Below are 22,997 nucleotides of genomic sequence, written 5' to 3' on the forward strand. Positions count from 1 at the left end.
GGTAAAAGGTCATGAGTCTCGTCGGCAAGTTCGCCAGCGTCGGCGGCGCGACGATGGCAAGCCGCGTTCTCGGCTTCGTGCGCGAGGCGCTGATCGGGGCCGCCCTCGGCGCCGGTCCGGTCGCGGATGCCTTCTATGCCGCCTTCCGCTTTCCCAACCTCTTCCGACGGCTCTTCGCCGAAGGCGCGTTCAACACCGCCTTCATCCCGCTCTTCGCAAAGGAGCTGGAAGCGGACGGGATGAACGGCGCGCGCCGTTTTGCGGAAGAGGTGCTGTCGGTGCTGGTCGTCGCGCTGCTGGTCCTTTCCGTCATCGCCATCTTCTTCATGCCCGCCCTCGTCGGGACGATCGTCGCGCCGGCCTTCGCCGACACGCCGGAAAAGTTCGACCTCACGGTCCTGATGACCCGCATCATGTTCCCGTATCTCTTCTGCATGTCGCTGGTGGCGATGCTGTCGGGGATCCTGAACTCGATGCGCCGGTATTTCCTGGCGGCCATCGTGCCGGTGCTCCTCAACGTCATCCTGTCGGTGGTGCTGGTCGCGGCGCTCTACGCCGGGGTCGAATCGCGCACCACGGGCATCTGGCTCGCCTGGGGCGTCCTCGCGTCCGGCATCGCGCAGCTCTTGTTCCTGATCATGGGCGTAGGGCGCGAGGGCTACTCCATGGGCTTCCGCCGCCCCCGCATGACGCCCAAGGTCAACCGCCTGCTGCTCCTGATGGGACCGGCCATGCTGACCGGCGGCGTGACGCAGATCAACCTGCTCGTCGGGCAGATCATCGCCTCGGCGCAGGACGGGGCCATCGCGCTGCTCAACTATGCCGACCGCATCAACCAGCTGCCGCTCGGCGTCATCGGCATCGCCGTGGGAGTGGTACTGCTGCCGGAGCTCTCGCGTGCCCTGAAGGCGGGCGACGAGAAGGACGCGCAGCACCTGCAGAACCGCTCGCTGGAATTCGCGCTCGGCCTGACTTTCCCAGCTGCCGTCGGCTTCCTGGTCATGCCGGGGCCGATCGTCAGCCTGCTCTACGAACGCGGCGCCTTCACCGAGCAGACCACGCAGCTGACGGCCGCCGCACTCGCCGCATTCGCCGCCGGCCTACCGGCCTATGTCCTCATCAAGGTCTTCTCGCCTGGCTTCTTCGCGCGCGAGGACATGAAGACGCCGATGTGGTTCTCGATGATCGCGGTGGCGGTGAACATCGCCGGCAGCCTGGCGCTGTTCCCGTTCTACGGCCATGTCGGCCTCGCGGCCGCGACGTCGCTCTCGGCCTGGATCAACGTGATCCTGCTCGCCGCCACGCTGTGGCGCCGCGACGCCTTCCGGCCGTCGCCGGCGACGCTGCGGCGGTCGGGCCTGATCGTATTCGCAGGCTTGGTCATGGGCGCCGCGCTCTGGGTGCTACAGGTGACGCTGGCACCGTGGCTCGACGGCCCGCTCTTGGTCCGCCTGGCAACCGTGCTCGGCATCATCGCCGCCGGGGCGATCGTCTATTTCGGGATCGTGATTGCGACAGGGGCGCTGGATGGAAAGCAGATCGCGGGGATGCTGCGACGACGGAAGGTCAAAGGACGACTTCCAGGTCCGTGAATCGGAACTCGTCCGCGGTCGATAGGATCGGGATTCCGTGGTGTTTCGCGCAGGCGTAATGGAAGCAGTCTCCCAGATTGAGGCGTCGCCGGCCGCTGCCGAAACGTTCCGCAGCCTCGACGGCAAGGAGGGCAACCTCGTCGGCGGGAGGAAGATCGATCAGGTCGATGCCACGTTCGTCCATGAAACGGCGGACCAGACCAGCTGCCTGGGTGGGGGCAATTCCGAACTTCCGCGGATTTGCGAGCGCCATTGCCGCCTCCCAGACCGCGATGGGCGAGGTACTGCGGGTCTCAGCAGACGCAATGGCCTCGGCGCATCTCGCGGCCTCCTGCTCGTCGCTCAGGATCGCTATGATCGCCGCGGCATCGACAAACATCAGGAGTCGCCGGAAAGGTCGTCGAAGAACGATTGCGGCAGGGGGGTGCGTGCCTGGTCGGTGAGTTTGATACCGAACTCGGCGCGCAGCCGCGCCGCAGTCTCCATCGGCGTTTCCTGCTCCCGACGGCGTTCGATCGCTTCGCGCATCGCCATGATGACGGCTTCCGAAAGTCCGATCCCTTCCATCTCCGCGAGCCTGCGCGTCAGGCGATCCGCTTCCTTGTTGGTGATGTTGATGGACATTGGTTGACCCTACCGTGTAGAGGGGAACATGTAGATAAAGCTGGCAACAGTCAATTCTCGTCATCGCAGCGAGGACGCTCTTGCGCGTCTCCACGCCTTGCCCCATAAGCCCGCTCGATTTTCGCCGCGCGCGAAACGGCCCTCCACAAGCCACGAGGAAACTATGTCCGCCTTCAAGCCGCTCGTCTTCTCCGGCGTCCAGCCGACCGGAAACCTCCATCTCGGAAACTATCTCGGTGCGATCCGCAAGTTCGTGGCGCTGCAGGAGACGCATGACTGCATCTATTGCGTCGTCGACCTGCATTCGATCACGGCGCAGCTCGTCCATGACGATCTGGTCGAACAGACGCGGTCCATCACCGCGGCGTTTCTCGCCTCGGGCATCGATCCGAAGAAGCACATCGTCTTCAACCAGAGCCGCGTGCCGCAGCACGCCGAACTCGCCTGGATCTTCAACTGCGTGGCGCGTATCGGCTGGATGAACCGGATGACGCAGTTCAAGGACAAGGCCGGTAAGGACCGCGAGAACGCCTCGCTGGGCCTGCTCGCCTATCCGAGCCTGATGGCGGCCGACATCCTGGTCTACCGCGCGACCCATGTGCCCGTCGGCGACGACCAGAAGCAGCACCTGGAACTGACACGCGACATCGCGGCGAAGTTCAACAACGACTTCTCCGCCAGGATCGCTTCGCTCGGCCTGGGCGTCGAGATGGAAATGGGCGAGGAGACGGTGAACGGCTTCTTCCCGTTGACCGAACCGCTGATCGAAGGCCCGGCCACGCGTGTCATGAGCCTGCGCGACGGGTCGAAGAAGATGTCGAAGTCGGACCCGTCGGACCTGTCGCGCATCAATCTGACAGACGATGCGGACACGATTTCCAAGAAGATCAGGAAGGCCAAGACCGATCCCGAGCCGTTGCCGTCCGAACTCGACGGATTGAAGGAGCGTCCGGAAGCCGAGAACCTCGTCGGCATCTACGCCGCGCTTTCGGAACGGTCGCGAGAGGACGTGATCGCCGAATTCGGCGGCCAGCAGTTCTCGGCCTTCAAGCCGGCGCTCGCAGACCTTGCTGTCGACCGGCTCGCCCCGATCGCCGCGGAGATGCGGCGCATATCGGCCGACCGGGCCTTCGTCGACAGCGTCCTTAGGGACGGCGGCGAGCGTGCCGGCGCGAAGGCGGAGGCCACGATGAAGGGCGTGCGCGAGATCATCGGCCTGCTGGCGGATTGAGACCGCGACAGGAGAGTTCCCGCGGGCAGCTTGCGGCTGCCCGACCGCGATGGCAGATTGCGGCCTTCGTCAACAGTGCGGGATGACTGAATGGTCTCGAAACGACTGAGCCGGGAAGCCGGCCACCGGCGCAAGTTCCTTGCCATCGTGGACGACACGCCCGAATGCGAGCGGGCCGTGGCCTACGCATCGCGCCGCGCGGTGAGCACCGGCGGAGCGCTCGTCCTTCTCTTCGTCATCGAACCGGGCGATTTCCAGCAATGGTTCGGCGTCGAGAAGATCATGCGCGAGGAGGCGAACGCGACGGCGTCTGCGGCGCTGGACGCGGCGGCGTCAAAAGTGCGGGAACGGTCGGGCATAGAAGCCGAGCTCGTCATCCGCGAAGGCGATCCATCGGAAGAGATCCACGCACTCATCGAGGAAGACCAGGACATAGCGATCCTCATCCTCGCCGCGGGCTCCTCCAAGGAGGGGCCGGGCCCCCTCGTCTCGTCGATTTCGGGCAAGGGAGTGTCGTTCCAGATCCCGGTGACGGTGGTTCCCGCGAACCTGACCGACGAGGATATCGACAGCCTCGCCTGAAAAGCCATTCCGCTTATGCGACTCAACGCGGTTCGGAATTGCTTGATAAGGGCGCCCGTTGCGCCTATTTAGAACTATTCAAAACTACAGAGGCAGGAGATCCCGCCATGTTCATCCAGACGGAAGCCACGCCGAACCCGGCGACGCTCAAGTTCCTGCCGGGGAAGGTCGTCCTCAACGAGGGAACCGCAGATTTCCGCGATGCCGACAGTGCCCGCGTAGCCTCGCCGCTCGCTGCCCGCATCTTCGACGTTCCGGGCGTGACCGGCGTCTTCTTCGGCTATGACTTCGTCACCGTCACCAAGGACGGACCGGAATGGCAGCATCTGAAGCCCGCGATCCTGGGCTCCATCATGGAGCATTTCATGTCCGGCGCACCGGTCATGGCCACGCCCGAAAGCACCGGCGACGCGGAGAGCGGCGAAGAATTCTATGACAAGGCGGACTCGGAGATCGTCGTCACGATCAAGGAGCTTCTCGACACGCGCGTGCGGCCGGCCGTTGCCCAGGATGGCGGCGACATTACCTTCCGCGGCTTCGAGAACGGCACGGTCTTCCTGCACATGAAGGGTGCCTGCGCCGGCTGCCCATCGTCCACGGCGACGCTGAAGCACGGCATCCAGAACCTGCTCCGGCACTTCGTCCCGGAAGTCCAGCAGGTCGAACAGGTCGTCTGATCAGGCTTTTTTGCTTTACGGCGAATGTGGAACGAGCGGGCCCTTTCGGGCCCGCTCGCATTTTTGACCTACTCTCGTCGTCCGGTTGGACGCTGGCCCTCAGGCCGCCGGCTGCTTCGTCTTCCTGAGGTAGGGCAGGATGGTGTCGAAGGAGCCGAAGCGGTTTTTCGCATCCTCGTTCGAGACCGCGGCGGTGATGATGACGTCCTCGCCGAACTTCCAGTCGGCCGGGGTGGCGACCTGATGCTTGGCAGTCAGCTGGATCGAATCGATCGCGCGCAGGATCTCCGAGAAGTTCCGGCCCGTGGTCATCGGATAGCTCAGCACGAGCTTGATTTTCTTGTCCGGTCCGATGACGAACACGGAACGCACGGTCGCGTTGTCGGCCGGCGTGCGGCCCTCCGAACTCTCGCCCGCACCAGCGGGCAGCATGTCGTAGAGCTTCGCGACCTTCAGGTCCTTGTCGCCGATGAGCGGGTAGTTGACCGAATGGCCCGTCGCGACCTGTATGTCTTCCTTCCACTTCGCGTGGCTCTCGACCGGATCGACCGAGATGCCGATGATCTTCACGCCACGCTTCTCGAATTCGGGAGCGTAGCCGGCCATCGATCCGAGTTCGGTCGTGCAGACGGGGGTGAAGTTCTTCGGGTGGGAGAACAGGACCGCCCAGCCGTCGCCGATCCAGTCGTGGAAGTTGATGGTTCCCTGCGTGGTCTCGGCGGTGAAGTCCGGCGCGGTATCGTTGATGCGAAGGCCCATGATGGCTTCTCCTTCTGTGAAGGGCCGCCTCGGCGGCCCGGATGGATCAGCGAGGAGGATAGCGCTTTCGACGAAGCCTGCGAGGCAGCCAAAGCCGGAATTCGGCATGGAAGAGGACAGTATTCCGGTCGGAAGGCTCGAAAGAGAACCTTTTTGCGGAGACTGCCGACCGAAGTCTCCAGACGCAACTGCCGCCTGCTCCAGACCATGCAAGCGGCGCGTCCGGAAGGACGCATCGGCGGGCGGCATGGCCTCGATGGCATTGAGACGAGCTACCAGCCGAACTGGATGGTGGCGCCGGTGCGCCCGCTGCCATTTTGGACGGCGTGGCCGCTGGTGTTCCTGCCGAACTGGAACAGGCCGTAGGCGTTGCGGTTGCCGTTCTGCCGGACGGTTCCGTTGTGGCCGTTGCCTTCCTGATGGACGATACCGAGATTGCCGCCGCCGTTCTGGAGCAGGCCGGCGACGTTTCCGGAGCCGCGCTGCTTGATGCCGCCGTTCTTGATACCGTTGTAGAGAGAATACATCTGCAGACCCGCGCGCAGGGCTTGCGCATCCCGTGCATTTCCGGGTGCGATGTGGAACGAGACCGAGCCACCCGCCGAAGCCGGGACAGTGAGACCCGCGGTGGCGATGGTGAGGGCCACGAGGCTTGCCGCGGCGGTCTTGATCAGCTTGGTCATAGTCTCTCTCCTGGATTTGACTTCGCTCTTTGCGGCTGTCAGTCCTTGTCCAGCCGATGAGGAGAGTTTGACGTGTTGCCGCTGAACCGTGCCGGAACCATGCATTCAGCGGGCGTTCAGGGGCGCGGACACCTTCGTCGCACTGCCGCGGATGCGCGACGCAAAAGGGGCCCCGGCGGATGCCGGAGCCCTCGTGCAGAAAGAGCAAGTTGAAGTTCAGGTGGCTCCGCCGACGCGCTCGTCGCAGCGATAGGTCTTGCCGCCGGCGGTGACTTCGAGGCGGGCATCGTAGATCGAGCCGTGACTGCCGAGCATCACCTCGCTGAGGGTCGTGGGGCTGCCGGCCTTCGCGGAGAAGTCGCCGCCCTGCGAGATGTCGGAACTGCCCGATCCACCGGCGCTCTCCACCCGGAAGGTGTAGGACCCGCTGACGGCCTTGTCGGCGCGCACGACGCCTTGCAGCGTCACCATGCCGCCAGAAGTGATCGCCTGGATTTCGCAGCGGACCGGGCCACTGGAGGAACCGGCCTGTCCGGCGCCGACCGATGTGGCGGCCGCGCCGGCCCCCAGCAGGAGCGTGGCGGCGGGAATGAGCATGCGTCTGCCTGTTGAAAACATCGTCTTTTCTCCTTCGTCATCGAGGAAAGCCGGGGAAAGCCGCTCGCTTCCCCCGGCCGGTGAAGCCTTGCTCGGACGATCACGGGCAGGTCTGGACGAATGCCGCCACGTTGCCGTTGCCGCCCTGCGAAACGTTGGCGTTGCAGCCGTTTCCGACCTGTACGCCGGCGGCGATGTTGCCGTTGCCGTCCTGGGTGATGATCGCGTTGTGGTTGTTGCCAAACTGGCCGACGCCGGCGGCGTTGGCCCTGCCGCGCTGCCAGGTGTCGGCGTAGTTGTTGTAGCCCTCCTGGCCGATTGCGGAGAGGTTGCGCCGGCCTGTCTGGTTGGCGATGCCGGTGTTGCGGCCGCCATTCTGGTAGAGGCCGATCTGGTTGCGCTTGCCGGTCTGGGCGCCGCCGGCCGCATGGCCCCAGCCGTACTGCTGGATCTTGACCTGGTTGGCCATGGCGGGGACCGAAACGATGCCCATGACGGCGGCGACGGCGGTGGTGATGAAGAACTTGCGGGTCATCTCGATTTCCTCTTCTCGTTGGGGCGGTCGTTGCCGCTTGCTGACGGTTCGAGTTCTAGGGGAGCGGTCCGGAACCCGACCTGAACCGGCCGTTCAGATTGGGTTCAGTGGAAAATGACCCGCAGCCACCCTTCGAGAACCGCGGGCGATAGGCGCTGCCTTTCCAAGGGCCGCGTTCCTGCTGTAGGTCTTTCGGCCATCATGGAGCGGTGCCGGAAAGTGCCGGACGCTGGGGGAGACGAGAATGACGAACCACATGTTCGGTGCCATCCGGAATGCCGCCACGGAGTTCGGTGCGCTCTTCGTGGAAACGACCGACGGGCGGCGCTGGACCTATGGCGACATGATCGCGGAATCCGGCCGCCTTGCCGAAAGGCTCGTCGAACGCGGGGTGCAGCCCGGCGACCGGGTTGCCGCGCAGACCGAAAAGAGCGTCGAGGCGCTGATGCTCTACCTCGCCTGTCTCCGGGCCGGCGCCGTCTATCTGCCGCTCAATCCCGCCTATACGCTGCCGGAACTCGGGTACTTCGTCGGCGACGCGGAGCCGCGACTGCTCGTGGTGGCGCCGGAAAAGGCTGCCGGCGCGCGTGAGGTCGCCGATCGCCACGGCGCGCATCTGGACACGCTCGACGCCAATGGCGGGGGTTCACTGCTGGAGGGGCTGGAGGCGACATCCGGCGATTTCAGCGACGTCGCGCGGGGCGCCGACGACCTCGCGGCAATCCTCTACACCTCCGGCACGACCGGCCGATCCAAGGGGGCGATGCTGACGCACGACAACCTTCTGTCGAATGCCGTCACCCTCGTCGACTACTGGGGCTTCACGTCGGACGACCATCTCATCCATGCGCTGCCGATCTTCCACACGCACGGCCTGTTCGTCGCGTCGAATGTGGTGCTGCTGTCGGGCGGGTCGATGATGTTCCTGCAAAAATTCGATCCCGAAGAGGTGCTGCGCCTCATGCCGGCTGCCACGACGATGATGGGCGTTCCCACCTTCTATACGCGGCTCCTCCAGCATCCGGGCCTGAACCGCGAGACGGCGGCGGGGATGCGGCTCTTCACGTCGGGATCCGCGCCGTTGCTGGCCGAGACGCATCGGCAGTTTAAGGAGAGGACCGGTCACGCGATCCTCGAGCGCTACGGCATGACAGAGACGAACATGAACACCTCAAATCCCTATGACGGCGACCGGATCGCCGGGACGGTGGGCTTCCCGCTGCCCGGCGTCGACCTGCGCATCGTCGATCCGGAGAGCGGCGCGGCGGTACCGCAGGGCGAGACGGGCATGATCGAGGTTAAGGGTCCCAACGTCTTCAAGGGCTATTGGCGCATGCCGGAGAAAACTGCTTCGGAGTTCCGCGACGACGGCTTCTTCGTCACCGGCGACTTGGGCATCGTCGACGGGCGCGGCTACGTCCAGATCGTCGGGCGCGGCAAGGACCTCGTCATTTCGGGTGGCTACAACGTCTATCCGAAGGAAGTCGAGACCGAGATCGACCAGCTTCCAGGCGTAGTGGAGAGCGCGGTGATCGGCGTTCCGCATCCCGACTTCGGCGAAGGGGTGACCGCGGTCGTGGTGAAGGAGGCGGGGGCGTCGATCGACGAGGCGTCGGTCGTCGCGAGCCTACAGAACAGGCTGGCACGCTACAAGCAGCCGAAGCGGGTGATCTTCGTCGCGGACCTGCCGCGCAATACGATGGGCAAGGTGCAGAAGAACGTGCTGCGCGAGGAGTATGCCGCGATCTACGAAAAGGCGCGGTAGGGACGACCGCCCGCGAAGGCTTCAGCGCGGCGCGCGCTTGGCCAGGATGCGCTGCAGCGTGCGGCGGTGCATGTTGAGCCGGCGCGCGGTCTCGGAAACGTTGCGGTCGCACATCTCGTAGACGCGCTGGATGTGTTCCCAGCGCACGCGGTCGGCCGACATCGGGTTTTCCGGCGGCTCGATCTTCTCGCCCTTGGTGCGGGTGAGAGCCGCATAGACCTCGTCCGCATCGGCTGGCTTGGCGAGATAGTCGATCGCGCCGAGCTTCACGGCCGTCACCGCCGTTGCGATGTTGCCGTAACCGGTGAGGATCACCGTGCGCGAATCCGCACGCTTCTCGCGGATGGCCGAGACCACGTCGAGGCCGTTGCCGTCGCCCAGCCGCATGTCGACCACCGCGTAGGCGGGCGCTGCCGTCTTCACCTTGGCCTGCGCCTCCTCCACGCTCTCGGCCGTCTCCACCTCGAAGCCGCGGCTTTCCATGGCGCGGGCGAGGCGGGTGAGGAACGGTTTGTCGTCGTCGACGATCAGGAGCGAGCGATCCTCGCCGAGTGCGTCGTCTGTTTCTGCGGTCATGATGTCGTCATCCGGGAAGCTTCGCCCCTTATGTATTCAAAAAAAGCTCTATGTCCATTCGGGCGGGCGTCATCCGGCCGCCTCCGCCAGCCCGCCTTGGCTCAGGAAGACCTCGCGCGGCCAGGTGACCTCGACCTCGGCGCCCTGTCCGGGTGCCGAGCCGTTGCGGAAGGCCACCGCTGCGCCGGATCGTTCGAGCAGCGTCTTGGCGATGAAGACGCCGAGACCCAGGCCGCCGCCGCCTTCGACCTGCGCGCCGGAGCGGGTGGTCATGTAGGGTTCGCCGATGCGGTCCATGATCTCCGGTGGAAATCCCGGCCCGTCGTCGCTGACATGAATCCTGACGCGGTCCTGGTCCCAATCCCATCGGATGGCTACGCTCTCGCGGGCGAAGTCGACGGCGTTCTCGACGAGATTGCCGAGCCCGTAGATGACGCCCGGATTGCGCCGGCCGACGGGCTCAGGCCCGATCATCTTTCCTGGCTTCAGGTGAATCTCGATGCCGAAATCGCGGTGGGGCGCGATGACGTCCTCGATCAGCGAGGTGAGCGGCAGCCTCGCAAGGTGTTCCTCGCTCTGCGACGACAGGCTGGTCAGCCGCTTCAGGATCTCCTTGCAGCGCTCGCTCTGGGAGCGGAGCAGGGCGATGTCCTCGTGCAGCTTGGGATCGTCCGCAAGCGCGAGCTGCATCTCCTTCGCCACGAGCGCGATGGTGGCGAGCGGCGTGCCGAGTTCGTGGGCGGCCGCCGCCGCGAGCCCGTCGAGCGCGGAGAGATGCTGTTCGCGTTGCAGGACGAGTTCGGTCGCCGACAGCGCCGCCGCGAGTTGGCGCGCCTCCTCGGCCACCCGCCAGGCGTAGATCGCAGTGAAGGCGATAGTGGACAGGATCGCCATCCAGACGCCGGTCACATAGAGGAAGGGAACAGCCAGCCCCGAGGCTTCGTACCAGGGGAGCGGAAGATGGTATACCGCCAGCAGCGAAGCCGCCGCGCCGACGATTAGCCCCAGCAAAGCCGTGTACATCAGCGGCAGCGAGGTCGCCGAGATGACGACCGGGACGATCATCAGGATGGCGAAGGGGTTGGCCAGGCCGCCGGTCAGGTAGAGAAGCCCGGCCAACTGCAGCGCATCGACGACGAGGATCGCCAGCGCGGCCACCGGCTGGAGGCGATGCGTCGCCGGATAGCGGAAGGCCAGAAAGAGATTGATCCACGCCGAAGCGGCGATGAGCGCGAAGCAGGCGGCGACAGGGGTCGTGAACTCGAACCAGTAGGCCACCACGAGGATGGCCGCGCTCTGGCCGATGATCGCCAGCCAGCGGAGCCTGATCAGCGTGTTGAGGCGAAGCCGCCTGCTCTGCTGGTAGTCGAGTGTCCGAGGATCTTTCGGCATCGGGAAGCTATACTGCCTTTCCGGTCCGGATTGAAACGATCTCCCCGGGAAACGTCGCCACTGGAATGTCATCGGTCTGTTATCCGTCGTCAGGTGCCACGGGGCTTGGCGCGCGACGTTGCCTGCGCTTCCAGCGGGTTTTCGGGCCACACGTGCCGAGGGTAGCGGCCGCGCATGTCGGACCGCACGTCGGCCCACGAGCCACGCCAGAACCCCGGCAGGTCGCGCGTGGTCTGGATCGGGCGATGCGCTGGCGAAAGAAGTTCGACGGTGAGCGGCACCGTGCCGCCGGCGATCGAGGGATGCCGGTCCAGCCCGAACAGTTCCTGCACGCGGATCGACAGCACCGGATGCTCGCCTTCGTAGCCGATGGGCACGCGGCTGCCGCTCGGCGCTTCGAAATGGGTCGGCGCGAGGTCGTCGATCCGCCGCTGGAGATCGTAGGGAACCAGCGACCGCAGCCCATCGCAGAGCGCCTGCTCAGGCAGGGCGGCAAGCTTCGCCTCGCCGCGCAGGAAGGGGAGGAGCCAGGTATCTAGCACCGAGAACAGTGCATCGTCGGCCATGTCTGGCCATGGCGGGCCCAGGCCCTCGAAGAGCCATCCGAGCCGGTGCCGCAACGCCGTCGACGGCCTTCCCCAGGGAAGAATGGCCAGCCCGTTCTCGCGGATTGCGTCGAGCACCGCCCGGTCGGCCTCTTCTCCGCGCGGAGCGGGCAGGAGGCGTTCCGACAGGACTATCGCGCCGAGCCGCGCCGTCTCCCGGACCCGCACCGCCTTCTTCTCCGGATCAAAGCTCGACCGGATCTGGCGCTCGATCCGGTGCGAGAGTTTCTGCCTGATGTCGGCTTCACTCACGACGGCGGCCGAGACGATGCGGGCGTTCTGCGCCTTCCCCTGCAAGTCCGCCACGACCAGGAACTCCTGCCCGGCGAGTGGGTCCGTCTCGTCGACGACGGCGCCCCTGCCATTGGCGAGCACGAAGCGGCCGCGCGCGCCGCGGGCCCTGGCGACACGGTCAGGCCATGCGTCGAGAAGGAGGGCGCCGACGCTCGCGCCAGCGGACACGTCGGACCGGGCGGATAAGGACGTACCGGCCAGGCGCCGGGCAAAGGATCGTGCGCCGTCGGCGCGGGGGCCGCGTTCGGTGCGGAATCGGGACAGGCGCGTCTCGAGATCGGCGCTGTTGCCGCCCAGGCCCCGTTCCGTCATCAGGACGGCGAGTTCTGCGGCGATAAAGGCTTCACCCCGGCCCGCGGCTTTGGCGACCATGTGAGCCAGCCGTACGGGCAGGGCCAGCCGGCGCATTGCCTTGCCGTCCGCCGTGATGCGGCCGTCCCCGTCGATCGCGCCAAGATCGAGGAGGAGCGTCCGGGCCTCCGCAAGCCCCGCCTTGGGCGGCGGGTCGAGGAAGGAGAGCGTTTGCACGTCGGAAACGCCGAAGGCGGCGCCATCGAGCACGAGGCCGGAAAGATCCGCCTCGAGGATTTCAGGCGGGGTGAAGGCCGGCAGCGCCGCCGTCTGCTCGGCGCGCCACAGACGGATCGCGATTCCGGGGCTGGTGCGGCCGGCGCGGCCCGCGCGCTGGTCGGCCGAGGCGCGGGAGACCCGCACCGTCTCGAGCCGGGTCAGGCCGGTCGCCGGCTCGTATCTCGGCAGGCGGGACAGGCCGCTGTCGACGACCACCCGCACCCCATCGATGGTGATGGACGTTTCGGCGATCGACGTCGCGAGAACCACCTTTCGCCGCCCCGCCGGCGCGGGGCGGATCGCGGCGTCTTGCGCGCGGCTTTCCATGTTGCCGAAGAGCGCGATGACGTCGGTATCGGCGGCGACCTTGCCGGCCAGCCGCTCCGCCGTCCGTTCGATCTCGCGCTGGCCGGGCAGGAAGGCCAGTACGCTGCCCTGCTCGCCGGCCAGCGCGCCGCGGATCGCCTGCGCGATGGCGTCCTCGACCGGTGTTTCGGGCGGGCGTTCCTGGTAGCGGATGTCGACGGGGAAGCTGCGGCCGGCGCTTTCGATCACCGGCGCATCGCCGAGCAGGCGCGAGACGCGCGCGCCGTCGAGCGTGGCCGACATGACCAGGAGCCGCAGGTCCGGCCGAAGTGCGCCCTGCACGTCGAGCGCAAGCGCGAGGCCGAAGTCGCCGTCCAGCGAACGCTCGTGGAACTCGTCGAAGAGTACGGCCGCTATGCCCGGCAGTTCGGGATCGTCGAGGATCATGCGCGAAAGGATGCCTTCGGTGACGACGAGGATCCTGGTGTCTCGGGAGGTGCGGCTTTCCATCCGCATCGCGTAGCCTACCGTGCGGCCGACCTCTTCGCCGATGAGTTCCGCCATGCGTCGGGCGGCGGCGCGCGCGGCGAGGCGGCGTGGCTCCAGGAGCAGGATCGTGCCGTCGCCGCGCCAGGCTTCGTCCATGAGGGCGAGAGGCACGAGCGTGGTCTTTCCCGCCCCCGGCGGCGCGACCAGAACGGCGGCATTGCCGTCGGCGAGTGCCGTGAGCAGCCCCGGCAGCGCCTCGCTTACGGGCAGACGAGGCAGACCGTCCTTCATCAGCCGCCGATCCGCACGACGGGACCGCCCGCGGCCTGCGCATCCGCCTCGTCATGCGTCACCAGAAGGACGGGAAGCCCGCGCTCCCGCGCCTTGGAGAAGACCAGCCTGCGCATCTGCTGGCGAAGTTCGGTATCCAGCTTCGAGAACGGCTCGTCGAGAAGCAGCGTCCTCGGCGCGGACAGGAGAACGCGCGCCAGCGCCACTCGCGCTTTCTGGCCCCCCGACAGCGTGTCGGGATCGCGGTCTTCCATGCCATCGAGCTCCACGCCCGCCAGCGCTTCCCTGGCCAGTCTCATCCGTTCGGACTTTCCCCGGAGTGCGGCGGGGATGGCAAACAGCAGATTTCCGGCCACGGACATGTGCGGGAAGAGCAGCGGATCCTGGAAGAGGATGCCGACATGGCGGTCTTCGGGAGGGAGCGCGGTGAGGTCGACGTCGCCGGCACGGACCCGGCCGCTGGCCTCGAAGACCCGGTCGAGAAAACCGCCGACATAGGCGAGCAGCGTGGACTTGCCCGAGCCGGAGGGTCCCATGATGGTCAGTACCTCGCCGGGCTCGACGGCATGCGTGATCGAGATCAGCATGCGCCCGCCGAGCGCGATCGTCACGCCTTCCAGTCTCAGTCCGTCTCCCATTCGCCCTGCCGATCAGACCCGCATCGCACGGAAGCGCCGGAATAGCAGCGCCGGGACGAGAGTGGCAACGACAAAGCCCATCATGGGAAGGACCATCTGGAGGAAGGCGTAGACCCCGATGACGCGCCGATTGCCGCCCGATGCGAGCGTCACGGCTTCGGTCGTGATCGTCGTCAGACGCCCGGCGCCGATCAGCACCGTCGGCAGGTAGAGGCCGACCGAGACGGCAAAGCCAACCGCCATCGCGGTGAGCAAGGGGCGCGTCAGCATGGGGAGGCGCACGGCGAGGAAGGTCTTCAGCCGAGACTTGCCGAGCCCGGCCGCGATCGCCTCGTAGCGGCGGTCGTAGGCGCGCCACGGGTCGGAGAGCGACAGGAAGACGTAGGGCATGACGAAGACGAGGTGCGCGAGGATGAGCGCAGGCAGGCCGGCGACGGCGCCGGAGAGCAAGAACAGAAGCTGCAAGCCGAACAGGAAGGCCACCTGCGGCACCAGAAGTGGGAGGTAGATCAGCAGCGCCGAGCCGCGGCCGATCCTGCCGGTCTCGTCCTCCCGAAGCAGGCAGAGCAGGGTGATGGCGAACGCGATCAGGGTGGAGACGAGCCCGGCGATCACCGTTGTGGCGAGTGGTGCGAGGATGCGCGGCAGGGCGGTGGTCCAGTTGCGCAGGCTGAAGCCGCGCGGCAACGCGTCGGGGAACTGCCATAGACCGGCGACCGACCAGATGGCGAGCGTCGCCAGCCCGGCGAAGACCGTAGCGGCCGAGGCGAGCATCGCCACGAGCGCGACGGTCCTGACGAGGCGATCCCGCACGCACCGTCGGCCGGCGGCTGCGAGGCGGTCGCGGAACGCGGCGCCGATGTGCTCAATCACGATCCAGAGCAGGATTGCGAGGGCGGAGACGGCGAGTTGCAGCAGGGCTCCGGCGGAGGCGAGGAAGCGCATGGAGAGATCGGGATCGTTCATCCATTCCACCAGCCGCGCCGCAAGGGTTGGTGGCGCGGACGGGCCGAGGATGATGGCGACGGCGACCACCGAGGAGGCGAAGGCGATGACGGCGAAGACCGGCAGCCTGATCTGTCGATAGATCGGCGGCCAGACGCAGAACAGGAAGCCGGCGACGCGGCCATAGCCGAGCGAGGCGACGAGCATGCGGGTGCGCGCCAGCGGCACCTGCGGCAGGGCGGCAAGCGTGACCAGGAGCAGGAACGGGACTTCCTTCACCACCAGCCCGGCGATCATCGACAGGCCCATGGGATCGTTCACGATGAGCCAGTCCGGCGGGCGGGTCCAGCCGGTCAGTTCCGGCGAGACGAGGCGGGCGAGGAAGCCGCTGGGAGCGATGAGGAAGGCGAGCCCGAAGGCCGCCGCCGCATGCGGCACCGACAGGAGCGGCGAGATGACGTGCTGGATGCGGGAAAACAGCGGCGTGCCGGCCCATGCGGCGACGAAGAGCATCACGACGATCAGGGAGAGCGTCGCGGCCGCAAGGCCTGCGAAGAGGCTGAGAAGGGCCGAGTGCGCAATGCCGGGTGCCGCGGCGAGTTCGCGCAGCGGCGCGAGCGAGAATGCCGTACCCCCGAGCGCCGGCAGATAGCCGAAGGCGGGCAGGATCGTTCCCGCCAGCCCGGCGAGGATCGGTCCCGAAAGAAGCAGGACCGCCAGCGGCGGCCCGACGCGGGTCAGCAAGCCCGATCCTCCCCTATGCAGGGAGAAGGACCGGTTTTCGTCAATTGCCGACGCCGTAACGCCGCTTCCACTCGCCTTCCAGGCGTTCCAGCCAGGTGGGGTGCGGTTCGTCGATCGCCGGGCCGAGTTCGTTCGGCCGCAAGGTCGCGACGCCGAGGTCGAGCGCCTCGAAACGGGCGCGGTCGGCTGCGTCGAGCTTGTCCATGGCGAGCACGGTCGGGTCGCCCCAGACCTTCGGATCCTGCTTGCGCGCCTGCGCTTCCGGCGAGATGAGGAAGTTCGCGGCCACCAGCGCGCCGGCCTTGGAGGCGGCATTGTAGGGGATGGCGACGAAGTGCGTGTTGGACAGCGTGCCTTCCGGGAAGGTGAAGGAGCGGACCGTGTCGGGCAGCTCGCCGTTGGCGATCGCGCTGGAGGCTTCGGAAGGGTTGAAGGCGAAGATGATGTCCATCTCACCATCGGCGAGCATCTGCTTCATAGCCGGATAGTTCTGCGGATAGGCGCGGCCGGACCGCCACATGAGCGGATGGAGCTCGTCGAGATAGGCAAAGAGCGGCGCAACCGTCTTGTCGAACGTTGCATCGATCACCGGTGCGAGCAGAACGGACCGGTCTTCGACCAGTTCGGAGAGGATCTGTTTGAGGAAGGACGAGCCGATGAAATCCGGCGGCTGCGGGTAGGAGAACCGCCCGGGATTGGCCTTTGACCAATCGAGCAGCGAGCGCGCATTCGTCGGCAGGGTGTCGGGGTCGGTGCGCGCCTGGTCGTAGAAGAACACCAGCTTGGCCATGCCCCAGGGGCTTTCGAGACCCTCGACGGGAATGGTGAAGTCGGTGCGGATCGTCGGCTTGTTCTCGATGTCGACATACTGCCAATCCGGCAGCACCTCCGCCCAGCCGGGGGAGAACAGGAGGCCCTGTTCCTTCATCGAGGCGAAATTCTCGCCGTTGATCCAGATGAGGTCGACCGAACCGCCCTCGTCCTTGCCCGCGGCCTTCTCCGCCACGACCTTGGCGACGGCGTTGGCGGTGTCGTCGAGCTTCACGTGGACGAGTGCGACCCCGTAGCGCTGCTTCAGTTCCTCGCCGGCCCATTCGATGTAGGCATTGATGTTTTCCGAGCCGCCCCAAGCGTTCCAGTAGACGGTCTCGCCCTTCGCCTCGGCGAGAACAGCGTCCCAGTCTTTGGGGTTCGGATCGGCCGCAAGGGCCGTTAGCGTCATGGAGGCGAGGGAGATGGCAGTCAGAAGCAGTGTCTTCACGCTTGTCCTCCTGGACGGAATTCCTTTGCCGGATTGAGCATGCGGGGGCGAAACGGGTCAATCGTGCCGGGGACACGCGGCGTCACTTCACCGTGACTCGGTCGTGAGCCCGATGTACACCGCGAGACGAAGGATCTGGAGGCAAAAAACCGCATGCAGGGATCGGGGCAGGCTTTCTTTCGCCCGCGGTGGCGGCGCATCGCCATCGTCGCCGCATGCGGCGGCTGGGCGACCCTGGAGTGGGTGGGCGGGCAGCAGGGCTGGGCCGCGATCGCCGCGGCGGTGACCGTCTACGGCGTTTGGAGCTTCTTCATCGCCTGGAAGGACCCGCCGCCGGGATCGTCGGAAAACTCCTGAGAAGGACAGCTCAGCCGATTACCGAAAGTTCCACGCGGTCGGCGGCGAACCTGGTTTCGGAGAACTGGACGGGCCGCCCCTGTGTGTCGACGTTGAGGGCGACCGCAACCAGCACGATCGCGCCGGGGGCCAGCTTCAGGTCGGCCAGATCGGCACCCTCGGCATGACGGGCCGAGACGACGGTGGACTTGCGGAAGTAGTCGTCGACGCCATGGTCGCGCAGGGCGAGGGTTACCGAACCCGACGCGGCGAAGGCATCGGCAATGCCCGAGAAACGCTCCGCTTCGAACCAGCTGGTCGCCCGCGACACCGGCCGGCCGTCAGCCTCGCTCAGCGTCTCAAGCCTGATCACCGGGCTGCCGGGCGCGATGCCGAGCGCATCCGCGATCCGCTGGTCCGCTTCTTCGCGCGCATGCGCCAGAAGATGGCCGCGCCGGTCGCGCGCCTGGTCGCGAAGTCCTTCCGAGAAGCGGGTGCGGGCGGAGATCGGATAGGTGAACCGGCGGCGGCGCTGGATGAAGGTCCCGCGCCCCTGTTCAGCGCGGAGCACGCCTTCCTGCACGAGGGCAGCGATGGCGCTACGAACCGTGTGGCGGTTGATGCCGAACCTTTCGGCCAGAACGGTTTCCGGAGGCAGGCGGCCGTCGCCCTCGTAGTCACCCGCGCCAATACCCTGGCGGATGCGGTCGGCGACCTGGCGCCAGAGCGCGATGCCGGTTTTCCTCTCCATCGGCCTGACGGCTTTCGCCTGCATGGGATCCCCTCTGTCACGCGCCCGTCATGGACAATCGATAGAAGAGGGTATATGTTGTCTACTTGTCTATATCAATAGACAAATACGACGAGAGGCGATGGTGACCGAGAGAAGCCGCGAGAGAAACGAGAACGCCCGCCGCCGGGAGGCCATGGCCACGCTCGCCGCGGCACCCGGCGACCTGCTGTCGAAGGTCTGGCGCGAAACGGGCATCGAGGTCGAGGCCAAGGCCCTGCGGGGACCCGAAACGGGGCTGGTGACGCTGCGCGGCCGCATCGGCGGCGGCGGCGGGCCCTTCAATTTCGGCGAGGCGACCGTGACGCGCGCGACCGTCAAGCTGCCCACTGGCGAGATCGGACACGCCTATGCGCTCGGGTCCGATACCGAGAAGGCCCGCATATCGGCGACCGTCGATGCGCTGTGGCAGCGCGCGGAGCACCGCGCCGGGATCGAGGCTGGGGTTCTCGCACCGCTGCGCGCCGGGCTTGCCGAGGCCGATGCCAGGCAAAGGGCAGAAACCGCGGCGACGAAGGTCGATTTCTTCACCATGGTGAGAGGCGAAGACTGATGGAACGCCCAATGCCTTCATTCGAGGCCGTGCCGGTGGAGGGCGGGTTCGACAATCCGCCGCTCGCCTCGCAGTCGGTGTTCCGCGCAATCATGGATGCCATGGCCAAGCCGGGATCGATCCGTCCTTGCGCACCTCTGGCCCGGCCGCCCGCAACGCTGTCGGCAACCGCGGCCGCGGTCGCGCTGACGCTCTGCGACCACGACACGCCTCTCTGGCTCGATCCGGCCCTGGAAGCGGCCGCGGATGTTCGGGGCTGGCTCGGCTTCCACTGCGGGTCTCCGCTCGTGCGCGTGCCGGCGGAGGCGTATTTCGCGCTGGTCGCCAATCCTGCGGAACTGATCGCGCTGGAGAATTTCTCGCAGGGGACGCAGGAGTACCCCGACCGGTCGACGACGCTGATCCTCCAAGTAGAGAGCCTTTCCGAAGGTCGCGCACTCCTGCTCGAGGGACCCGGCATCGAGACCAGCGCGAGCCTCGCGCCCGCTCCGCTTCCCCGGCACTTCTGCGAGCAGTGGCGGCAGAACAATGCCCGCTTCCCGCGCGGCGTCGACCTGATCCTGGCCGCGCCGGAGGGCATCGCCTGCCTGCCCCGCACCACGCGCATCCGCGCAACGGAAGGCTGACCCCATGTATGTCGCCGTCAAGGGTGGCGAAGCCGCCATCGCCAATGCCCACCGCCTGCTTGCCGACCGCCGTCGCGGCGACCGGCAGGTGCCGGGGCTGCGGCTCGACCAGATCGTCGAGCAACTGGCGCTCGCCGTGGACCGGGTGATGGCGGAAGGGTCGCTCTACGATCGCGAACTCGCGGCACTCGCCATCCGGCAAGCTCGCGGCGACATGATCGAGGCGATCTTCCTGCTGCGTGCCTACAGGACGACCCTGCCGCGCTTCGGTTATTCGCGCCCGGTCGACACGGCGGCCATGCTGGTCGAGCGGCGCGTGTCGGCGACCTACAAGGACCTGCCCGGCGGGCAGGTGCTGGGGCCGACCTTCGACTACACGCACCGGCTGCTCGATCCCGAACTCGCGACGGATTTGCCGGTCGACGAGCCGGCGTTGCGCGAGACGGAAAGGGAGCCGATGCCGCGCGTGACGGAAATTCTGGCCGGCGAGGGGCTGATCGAGCCCGACGGGGCGATGCCGTCGGAGAAGGAGCCAGGCGACATCACCCGCAAGCCGGCGGAATATCCCATGCAGCGCGACGTCCGCCTGCAGGCGCTTTCGCGCGGCGACGAGGGGTTTCTGCTGGCGCTCGCCTATTCCACGCAGCGCGGCTACGGCCGTTCGCATCCCTTCGTCGGCGAAATCCGGATCGGCGAGGTCGAGCTCGAGTTTGATGTGCCGGAACTGCCCTTCCCGGTCTCGCTAGGCCGCATCCGCGTGACCGAGTGCCAGATGGTGAACCAGTTCAAGGGCTCGATGAAGGCGCCGCCGCAATTCACCCGAGGCTACGGGCTGGTCATGGGCCAGTCCGAGCGCAAGGCCATGGCCATGTCGCTCTGCGACCGGGCGCTGAGGGCAAGCGAGTTCGGCGAGGATCTGGTGGCGCCGGCGCAGGACGAGGAATTCGTCATCGCCCATTCCGACAACGTCCAGGCAACCGGCTTCGTCGAGCACCTGAAACTGCCGCACTACGTCGACTTCCAGGCCGAACTCGACCTTGTGCGCCGCATGCGCCGGGAATTCGAGGAGCGCGGCGGCGGCGAGACGGGCGAGCGGAAGGAAGCCGCGGAATGAGTGGCGTGCGGATATCAGGCGGCGTCTATCAGCCGACGCCGCGCGGCGTCCGCAAGGAACGCGGAACGGGACTGGCCCGACGCCTTGGCCGCCCGATCGATTGCCTCGACGAGAGTCTCGTCCATCGAAATGTTGAGCCGGACTGCGCGTCCGGGAAGATCGATGGGTACCATCGCGATCACGGCGCCTTCGGCATCTTCACGGAATACGGGATCGTTCCGAAGATCGGAAAGTCGGCGAACCAGCGGAATGGGGTCGCCGTCCGCGATCATGCCGGCGACATGGAAGGCCAGCGCCTCGCCTCCGCGCCGGATTGCTTCGTCCTCGCTACGGCCCGTGGCGATGCATCCGGGGAAATCGGGAAAGGAAACGCCAAACACGCCATCTTCATGATGGATCAGAGCGTAAGCATAATCGGTCGTGGGTCGCACCATCGCCTTAGCCATTCGTTGTCACCATTCCCATCCCGCCTGCCGGTAGATGGACCTGAGGGTTCCCGTGGGAATCGGGTCCGCTCCCATGTCCAGGGTCACCTTCCCGGGCTTTTCCCGGTGGACATACTGCACGTGATCGCCGGGTCCCTTGCGCTTGACGACCCAGCCGTCGCCGCGAAGCTTGGCGGCGATTTCCCTCGGCGTTCGATTGGCCTTCCGCGGCATCGTCGCTCCAGCACCCTCTTGCGCAACATTACACAACTTTTTCTGCGGTCACAACGTTATGCGTCAGGTCGAGCCTTGGCAGCACTCCCAGGAAAGGCGGGATTGACGACATGAACGAGCAACCCGCCCTCGCCACCTACAACTTCGCCTATCTCGACGAGCAGACGAAGCGCATGATCCGCCGGGCGATCCTGAAGGGGATCGCCATTCCCGGCTACCAGGTGCCGTTCGCCAGCCGCGAGATGCCGATGCCCTATGGCTGGGGCACCGGCGGGGTGCAGGTGACCGCCTCGATCGTCGGACCCGACGACGTACTCAAGGTCATCGACCAGGGCGCGGACGACACGACCAACGCGGTCTCGATCCGCGCCTTCTTCCGGAAGGTAGCGGATGTCGAGACGACCACCCACACGGCAGAAGCGACGATCATCCAGACGCGCCACCGCATCCCCGAGCGGCCGCTGACGGAGGGACAGGTGCTGGTCTACCAGGTGCCAATCCCCGAGCCCCTGAGGTTCCTCGAGCCGCGCGAGACCGAGACGCGGAAGATGCATGCGCTCCAGGAATACGGGCTCATGCACGTCAAGCTCTACGAGGACATCGCCCGCAACGGGCACATCGCGACGACCTACGCCTATCCGGTCAAGGTGGAGGGTCGCTACGTGATGGACCCTTCGCCGACGCCGAAATTCGACAATCCGAAGATGCACATGTCGGCCGCCCTTCAGCTCTTCGGCGCGGGCCGCGAGCAGCGCATCTATGCCATCCCGCCCTACACGCAGGTGGTCAGCCTGGACTTCGAGGATCATCCATTCGAGATCCAGAGATTCGACCGCCCCTGTGCGCTCTGCGGCGCCGAGGGCGTCTATCTTGACGAGGTGATCCTCGACGATCGCGGCGGACGGATGTTCGTGTGCTCCGACACGGATCATTGCGAGGAGAGACGGCTTTCCTCTCCCGCCAGGGAGGAGGAGAAGGAGCCATGATCAACGACACGCCCCTTCTCCGCGTCTCCTCCGTCTCCAAATCCTACGGGCAGCGGATCGGTTGCCAGGACGTCTCGTTCGAGCTCTGGCCGGGAGAGGTGCTGGCCGTGGTCGGTGAATCCGGCTCCGGCAAGACAACACTGCTCAACTGCATCTCGACGCGCCTGCTGCCGACATCCGGCACGGTCTCCTACCGGATGCGCGGCGGGGACTGGCGCGAACTGTATCGTATGAGCGAGGCCGAGCGGCGTTTCCTGATGCGCACCGACTGGGGCTTCGTGCATCAGAACCCCGCCGACGGGCTGCGTATGACAGTTTCGGCCGGGGCGAATGTCGGCGAGCGGCTGATGGCGGTGGGCGACCGGCACTACGGCAACATCCGCGCCACCGCGCTCGACTGGCTGGGCCGCGTCGAGATCGAGGCGGACCGGATCGACGACGAGCCGCGCGCCTTTTCCGGCGGCATGCGCCAGCGTCTCCAGATCGCGCGCAACCTCGTCACCGGGCCGCGCCTGGTCTTCATGGACGAGCCGACCGGCGGCCTCGACGTCTCCGTGCAGGCGCGGCTGCTCGATCTTCTGCGGGGGCTGGTCACGGATCTCGGGCTGGCGGCGATCGTGGTCACGCACGATCTCGCCGTTGCGCGGCTCTTGTCGCATCGCATGATGGTCATGAAGGACGGACGCGTGGTCGAGACGGGCCTCACCGACCGGGTGCTGGACGATCCGCGCGAGGCCTACACGCAGCTGCTCGTTTCCTCCATCCTGCAGGTGTGAC

General features: G+C 66.5%; 26 protein-coding genes. 11 read left to right on the top strand and 15 right to left on the bottom strand.

Annotated elements, in window-relative coordinates; genetic code table 11:
- Window positions 1-11: 11 nt before the first annotated feature.
- A complete protein-coding gene (gene murJ / locus BSQ44_RS03205; protein ID WP_072601912.1) occupies window positions 12-1,592 on the top strand; it encodes a murein biosynthesis integral membrane protein MurJ in 1,581 nt (526 codons plus the stop codon).
- On the opposite strand, the gene BSQ44_RS03210 is transcribed toward murJ, so the two are convergent.
- Together BSQ44_RS03210 and BSQ44_RS03215 are read right to left on the bottom strand one after the other, a co-directional pair.
- Entirely contained in the window at window positions 1,567-1,971 is a 405-nt protein-coding gene (locus BSQ44_RS03210) for a type II toxin-antitoxin system VapC family toxin (RefSeq protein ID WP_072601913.1), read from the bottom strand. The genes murJ and BSQ44_RS03210 overlap by 26 nt on opposite strands.
- Window positions 1,971-2,216 carry a type II toxin-antitoxin system VapB family antitoxin gene (locus tag BSQ44_RS03215; protein WP_072601914.1) on the bottom strand — a complete coding sequence of 82 codons (246 nt, stop codon included), beginning with the start codon at window positions 2,214-2,216 and terminating at the stop codon, window positions 1,971-1,973. Before BSQ44_RS03215 ends, BSQ44_RS03210 begins: the two co-directional genes overlap by 1 nt.
- Before the next feature lie 163 nt (window positions 2,217-2,379).
- On the opposite strand from BSQ44_RS03215, the gene trpS reads away from it, so the two are divergent.
- The 3 genes from trpS to BSQ44_RS03230 all read left to right on the top strand — a co-directional run bounded on the left by trpS (window position 2,380) and on the right by BSQ44_RS03230 (window position 4,706).
- Entirely contained in the window at window positions 2,380-3,447 is a 1,068-nt protein-coding gene (gene trpS, locus BSQ44_RS03220) for a tryptophan--tRNA ligase (RefSeq protein ID WP_072601915.1), read from the top strand.
- A 90-nt stretch (window positions 3,448-3,537) separates the two neighbouring features.
- Window positions 3,538-4,029 carry a universal stress protein gene (locus BSQ44_RS03225; protein WP_072601916.1) on the top strand — a complete coding sequence of 164 codons (492 nt, stop codon included), beginning with the start codon at window positions 3,538-3,540 and terminating at the stop codon, window positions 4,027-4,029.
- A 107-nt stretch (window positions 4,030-4,136) separates the two neighbouring features.
- Window positions 4,137-4,706 (top strand): NifU family protein, encoded by a 570-nt coding sequence (locus BSQ44_RS03230; protein WP_072601917.1) that lies wholly within the window; start codon window positions 4,137-4,139, stop codon window positions 4,704-4,706.
- 99 nt (window positions 4,707-4,805) lie between these two features.
- Here BSQ44_RS03230 and BSQ44_RS03235 read toward each other — a convergent pair whose 3' ends face one another.
- The 4 genes from BSQ44_RS03235 to BSQ44_RS03250 form a co-directional block, all read right to left on the bottom strand.
- Window positions 4,806-5,465, bottom strand: coding sequence for a peroxiredoxin (locus BSQ44_RS03235; RefSeq protein ID WP_072607826.1), 660 nt, complete (start codon window positions 5,463-5,465; stop codon window positions 4,806-4,808).
- 272 nt (window positions 5,466-5,737) lie between these two features.
- The gene (locus BSQ44_RS03240) at window positions 5,738-6,148 is read right to left on the bottom strand and encodes a curlin (RefSeq protein WP_072601918.1); all 411 of its coding nucleotides are present in this window, start codon (window positions 6,146-6,148) and stop codon (window positions 5,738-5,740) included.
- Window positions 6,149-6,364: 216 nt separating this feature from the next.
- On the bottom strand, window positions 6,365-6,766 hold the full coding sequence (csgH, locus tag BSQ44_RS03245; RefSeq protein WP_072601919.1) for a curli-like amyloid fiber formation chaperone CsgH: 402 nt from the start codon (window positions 6,764-6,766) through the stop codon (window positions 6,365-6,367).
- A gap of 79 nt (window positions 6,767-6,845) precedes the next feature.
- Window positions 6,846-7,280, bottom strand: a complete 435-nt coding sequence (locus BSQ44_RS03250) for a curlin (protein ID WP_072601920.1) — start codon at window positions 7,278-7,280, stop codon at window positions 6,846-6,848.
- Window positions 7,281-7,524: 244 nt separating this feature from the next.
- Here BSQ44_RS03250 and BSQ44_RS03255 point away from each other — a divergent pair, with 244 nt between their 5' ends.
- Window positions 7,525-9,045, top strand: a complete 1,521-nt coding sequence (locus BSQ44_RS03255; protein ID WP_072601921.1) for a malonate--CoA ligase — start codon at window positions 7,525-7,527, stop codon at window positions 9,043-9,045.
- Window positions 9,046-9,066: 21 nt separating this feature from the next.
- Here BSQ44_RS03255 and BSQ44_RS03260 read toward each other — a convergent pair whose 3' ends face one another.
- From BSQ44_RS03260 to BSQ44_RS03285, 6 genes are all read right to left on the bottom strand, one after another.
- A complete protein-coding gene (locus BSQ44_RS03260; RefSeq protein ID WP_072601922.1) occupies window positions 9,067-9,621 on the bottom strand; it encodes an ActR/PrrA/RegA family redox response regulator transcription factor in 555 nt (184 codons plus the stop codon).
- 69 nt (window positions 9,622-9,690) lie between these two features.
- On the bottom strand, window positions 9,691-11,013 hold the full coding sequence (locus BSQ44_RS03265; RefSeq protein ID WP_072601923.1) for an ActS/PrrB/RegB family redox-sensitive histidine kinase: 1,323 nt from the start codon (window positions 11,011-11,013) through the stop codon (window positions 9,691-9,693).
- An 89-nt stretch (window positions 11,014-11,102) separates the two neighbouring features.
- Complete coding sequence (gene hrpB, locus BSQ44_RS03270) at window positions 11,103-13,568, bottom strand: ATP-dependent helicase HrpB (RefSeq protein ID WP_072601924.1); 2,466 nt, start codon at window positions 13,566-13,568, stop codon at window positions 11,103-11,105.
- Window positions 13,568-14,206 carry an ATP-binding cassette domain-containing protein gene (locus BSQ44_RS03275; RefSeq protein ID WP_072601925.1) on the bottom strand — a complete coding sequence of 213 codons (639 nt, stop codon included), beginning with the start codon at window positions 14,204-14,206 and terminating at the stop codon, window positions 13,568-13,570. The genes hrpB and BSQ44_RS03275 overlap by 1 nt, the downstream gene beginning before the upstream one ends.
- 12 nt (window positions 14,207-14,218) lie before the next feature.
- Entirely contained in the window at window positions 14,219-15,895 is a 1,677-nt protein-coding gene (locus BSQ44_RS03280) for an ABC transporter permease (protein ID WP_072601926.1), read from the bottom strand.
- 40 nt (window positions 15,896-15,935) lie between these two features.
- Window positions 15,936-17,117, bottom strand: a complete 1,182-nt coding sequence (locus tag BSQ44_RS03285) for an ABC transporter substrate-binding protein (RefSeq protein ID WP_235633402.1) — start codon at window positions 17,115-17,117, stop codon at window positions 15,936-15,938.
- 192 nt (window positions 17,118-17,309) lie between these two features.
- Here BSQ44_RS03285 and BSQ44_RS03290 point away from each other — a divergent pair, with 192 nt between their 5' ends.
- Window positions 17,310-17,513, top strand: a complete 204-nt coding sequence (locus BSQ44_RS03290; RefSeq protein WP_072601928.1) for a hypothetical protein — start codon at window positions 17,310-17,312, stop codon at window positions 17,511-17,513.
- 10 nt (window positions 17,514-17,523) lie between these two features.
- Here BSQ44_RS03290 and phnF read toward each other — a convergent pair whose 3' ends face one another.
- Window positions 17,524-18,267, bottom strand: a complete 744-nt coding sequence (gene phnF, locus BSQ44_RS03295; RefSeq protein WP_072601929.1) for a phosphonate metabolism transcriptional regulator PhnF — start codon at window positions 18,265-18,267, stop codon at window positions 17,524-17,526.
- A 97-nt stretch (window positions 18,268-18,364) separates the two neighbouring features.
- Here phnF and phnG point away from each other — a divergent pair, with 97 nt between their 5' ends.
- The 3 genes from phnG to BSQ44_RS03310 are packed head-to-tail and all read left to right on the top strand — an operon-like array spanning window position 18,365 to window position 20,575.
- Window positions 18,365-18,835, top strand: coding sequence for a phosphonate C-P lyase system protein PhnG (gene phnG / locus BSQ44_RS03300; RefSeq protein WP_072601930.1), 471 nt, complete (start codon window positions 18,365-18,367; stop codon window positions 18,833-18,835).
- Window positions 18,836-18,846: 11 nt separating this feature from the next.
- Entirely contained in the window at window positions 18,847-19,461 is a 615-nt protein-coding gene (phnH, locus tag BSQ44_RS03305) for a phosphonate C-P lyase system protein PhnH (RefSeq protein ID WP_072601931.1), read from the top strand.
- Window positions 19,462-19,465: 4 nt separating this feature from the next.
- Window positions 19,466-20,575: a carbon-phosphorus lyase complex subunit gene (locus BSQ44_RS03310; RefSeq protein ID WP_072601932.1), complete on the top strand. Its 1,110-nt coding sequence runs from the start codon at window positions 19,466-19,468 to the stop codon at window positions 20,573-20,575.
- 14 nt (window positions 20,576-20,589) lie between these two features.
- On the opposite strand, the gene BSQ44_RS03315 is transcribed toward BSQ44_RS03310, so the two are convergent.
- Window positions 20,590-21,021 carry a type II toxin-antitoxin system HicB family antitoxin gene (locus tag BSQ44_RS03315; RefSeq protein ID WP_072601933.1) on the bottom strand — a complete coding sequence of 144 codons (432 nt, stop codon included), beginning with the start codon at window positions 21,019-21,021 and terminating at the stop codon, window positions 20,590-20,592.
- A 6-nt stretch (window positions 21,022-21,027) separates the two neighbouring features.
- The gene (locus BSQ44_RS03320; protein WP_072601934.1) at window positions 21,028-21,234 is read right to left on the bottom strand and encodes a type II toxin-antitoxin system HicA family toxin; all 207 of its coding nucleotides are present in this window, start codon (window positions 21,232-21,234) and stop codon (window positions 21,028-21,030) included.
- 110 nt (window positions 21,235-21,344) lie between these two features.
- Between BSQ44_RS03320 and BSQ44_RS03325 the strand changes: the two genes are divergently transcribed.
- Both BSQ44_RS03325 and phnK read left to right on the top strand, forming a co-directional pair.
- On the top strand, window positions 21,345-22,220 hold the full coding sequence (locus BSQ44_RS03325; RefSeq protein WP_072601935.1) for an alpha-D-ribose 1-methylphosphonate 5-phosphate C-P-lyase PhnJ: 876 nt from the start codon (window positions 21,345-21,347) through the stop codon (window positions 22,218-22,220).
- Window positions 22,220-22,996 (top strand): phosphonate C-P lyase system protein PhnK, encoded by a 777-nt coding sequence (gene phnK, locus BSQ44_RS03330; protein WP_072607827.1) that lies wholly within the window; start codon window positions 22,220-22,222, stop codon window positions 22,994-22,996. The genes BSQ44_RS03325 and phnK overlap by 1 nt, the downstream gene beginning before the upstream one ends.
- Window position 22,997 lies beyond the last annotated feature (1 nt).

It is taken from the genome of Aquibium oceanicum, assembly GCF_001889605.1.
Lineage (GTDB): Bacteria > Pseudomonadota > Alphaproteobacteria > Rhizobiales > Rhizobiaceae > Aquibium > Aquibium oceanicum.

What these genes read in the sequence shown, in the direction of transcription:
- murJ (WP_072601912.1), top strand. Translation starts at nt 12, where the DNA reads ATGAGTCTCGTCGGCAAGTTCGCCAGCGTCGGCGGCGCGACGATGGCA.
- BSQ44_RS03210 (WP_072601913.1), bottom strand. Translation starts at nt 1,971, where the DNA reads ATGTTTGTCGATGCCGCGGCGATCATAGCGATCCTGAGCGACGAGCAG.
- BSQ44_RS03215 (WP_072601914.1), bottom strand. Translation starts at nt 2,216, where the DNA reads ATGTCCATCAACATCACCAACAAGGAAGCGGATCGCCTGACGCGCAGG.
- trpS (WP_072601915.1), top strand. Translation starts at nt 2,380, where the DNA reads ATGTCCGCCTTCAAGCCGCTCGTCTTCTCCGGCGTCCAGCCGACCGGA.
- BSQ44_RS03225 (WP_072601916.1), top strand. Translation starts at nt 3,538, where the DNA reads ATGGTCTCGAAACGACTGAGCCGGGAAGCCGGCCACCGGCGCAAGTTC.
- BSQ44_RS03230 (WP_072601917.1), top strand. Translation starts at nt 4,137, where the DNA reads ATGTTCATCCAGACGGAAGCCACGCCGAACCCGGCGACGCTCAAGTTC.
- BSQ44_RS03235 (WP_072607826.1), bottom strand. Translation starts at nt 5,465, where the DNA reads ATGGGCCTTCGCATCAACGATACCGCGCCGGACTTCACCGCCGAGACC.
- BSQ44_RS03240 (WP_072601918.1), bottom strand. Translation starts at nt 6,148, where the DNA reads ATGACCAAGCTGATCAAGACCGCCGCGGCAAGCCTCGTGGCCCTCACC.
- csgH (WP_072601919.1), bottom strand. Translation starts at nt 6,766, where the DNA reads ATGTTTTCAACAGGCAGACGCATGCTCATTCCCGCCGCCACGCTCCTG.
- BSQ44_RS03250 (WP_072601920.1), bottom strand. Translation starts at nt 7,280, where the DNA reads ATGACCCGCAAGTTCTTCATCACCACCGCCGTCGCCGCCGTCATGGGC.
- BSQ44_RS03255 (WP_072601921.1), top strand. Translation starts at nt 7,525, where the DNA reads ATGACGAACCACATGTTCGGTGCCATCCGGAATGCCGCCACGGAGTTC.
- BSQ44_RS03260 (WP_072601922.1), bottom strand. Translation starts at nt 9,621, where the DNA reads ATGACCGCAGAAACAGACGACGCACTCGGCGAGGATCGCTCGCTCCTG.
- BSQ44_RS03265 (WP_072601923.1), bottom strand. Translation starts at nt 11,013, where the DNA reads ATGCCGAAAGATCCTCGGACACTCGACTACCAGCAGAGCAGGCGGCTT.
- hrpB (WP_072601924.1), bottom strand. Translation starts at nt 13,568, where the DNA reads ATGAAGGACGGTCTGCCTCGTCTGCCCGTAAGCGAGGCGCTGCCGGGG.
- BSQ44_RS03275 (WP_072601925.1), bottom strand. Translation starts at nt 14,206, where the DNA reads ATGGGAGACGGACTGAGACTGGAAGGCGTGACGATCGCGCTCGGCGGG.
- BSQ44_RS03285 (WP_235633402.1), bottom strand. Translation starts at nt 17,117, where the DNA reads ATGACGCTAACGGCCCTTGCGGCCGATCCGAACCCCAAAGACTGGGAC.
- BSQ44_RS03290 (WP_072601928.1), top strand. Translation starts at nt 17,310, where the DNA reads ATGCAGGGATCGGGGCAGGCTTTCTTTCGCCCGCGGTGGCGGCGCATC.
- phnF (WP_072601929.1), bottom strand. Translation starts at nt 18,267, where the DNA reads ATGCAGGCGAAAGCCGTCAGGCCGATGGAGAGGAAAACCGGCATCGCG.
- phnG (WP_072601930.1), top strand. Translation starts at nt 18,365, where the DNA reads ATGGTGACCGAGAGAAGCCGCGAGAGAAACGAGAACGCCCGCCGCCGG.
- phnH (WP_072601931.1), top strand. Translation starts at nt 18,847, where the DNA reads ATGCCTTCATTCGAGGCCGTGCCGGTGGAGGGCGGGTTCGACAATCCG.
- BSQ44_RS03310 (WP_072601932.1), top strand. Translation starts at nt 19,466, where the DNA reads ATGTATGTCGCCGTCAAGGGTGGCGAAGCCGCCATCGCCAATGCCCAC.
- BSQ44_RS03315 (WP_072601933.1), bottom strand. Translation starts at nt 21,021, where the DNA reads ATGGCTAAGGCGATGGTGCGACCCACGACCGATTATGCTTACGCTCTG.
- BSQ44_RS03320 (WP_072601934.1), bottom strand. Translation starts at nt 21,234, where the DNA reads ATGCCGCGGAAGGCCAATCGAACGCCGAGGGAAATCGCCGCCAAGCTT.
- BSQ44_RS03325 (WP_072601935.1), top strand. Translation starts at nt 21,345, where the DNA reads ATGAACGAGCAACCCGCCCTCGCCACCTACAACTTCGCCTATCTCGAC.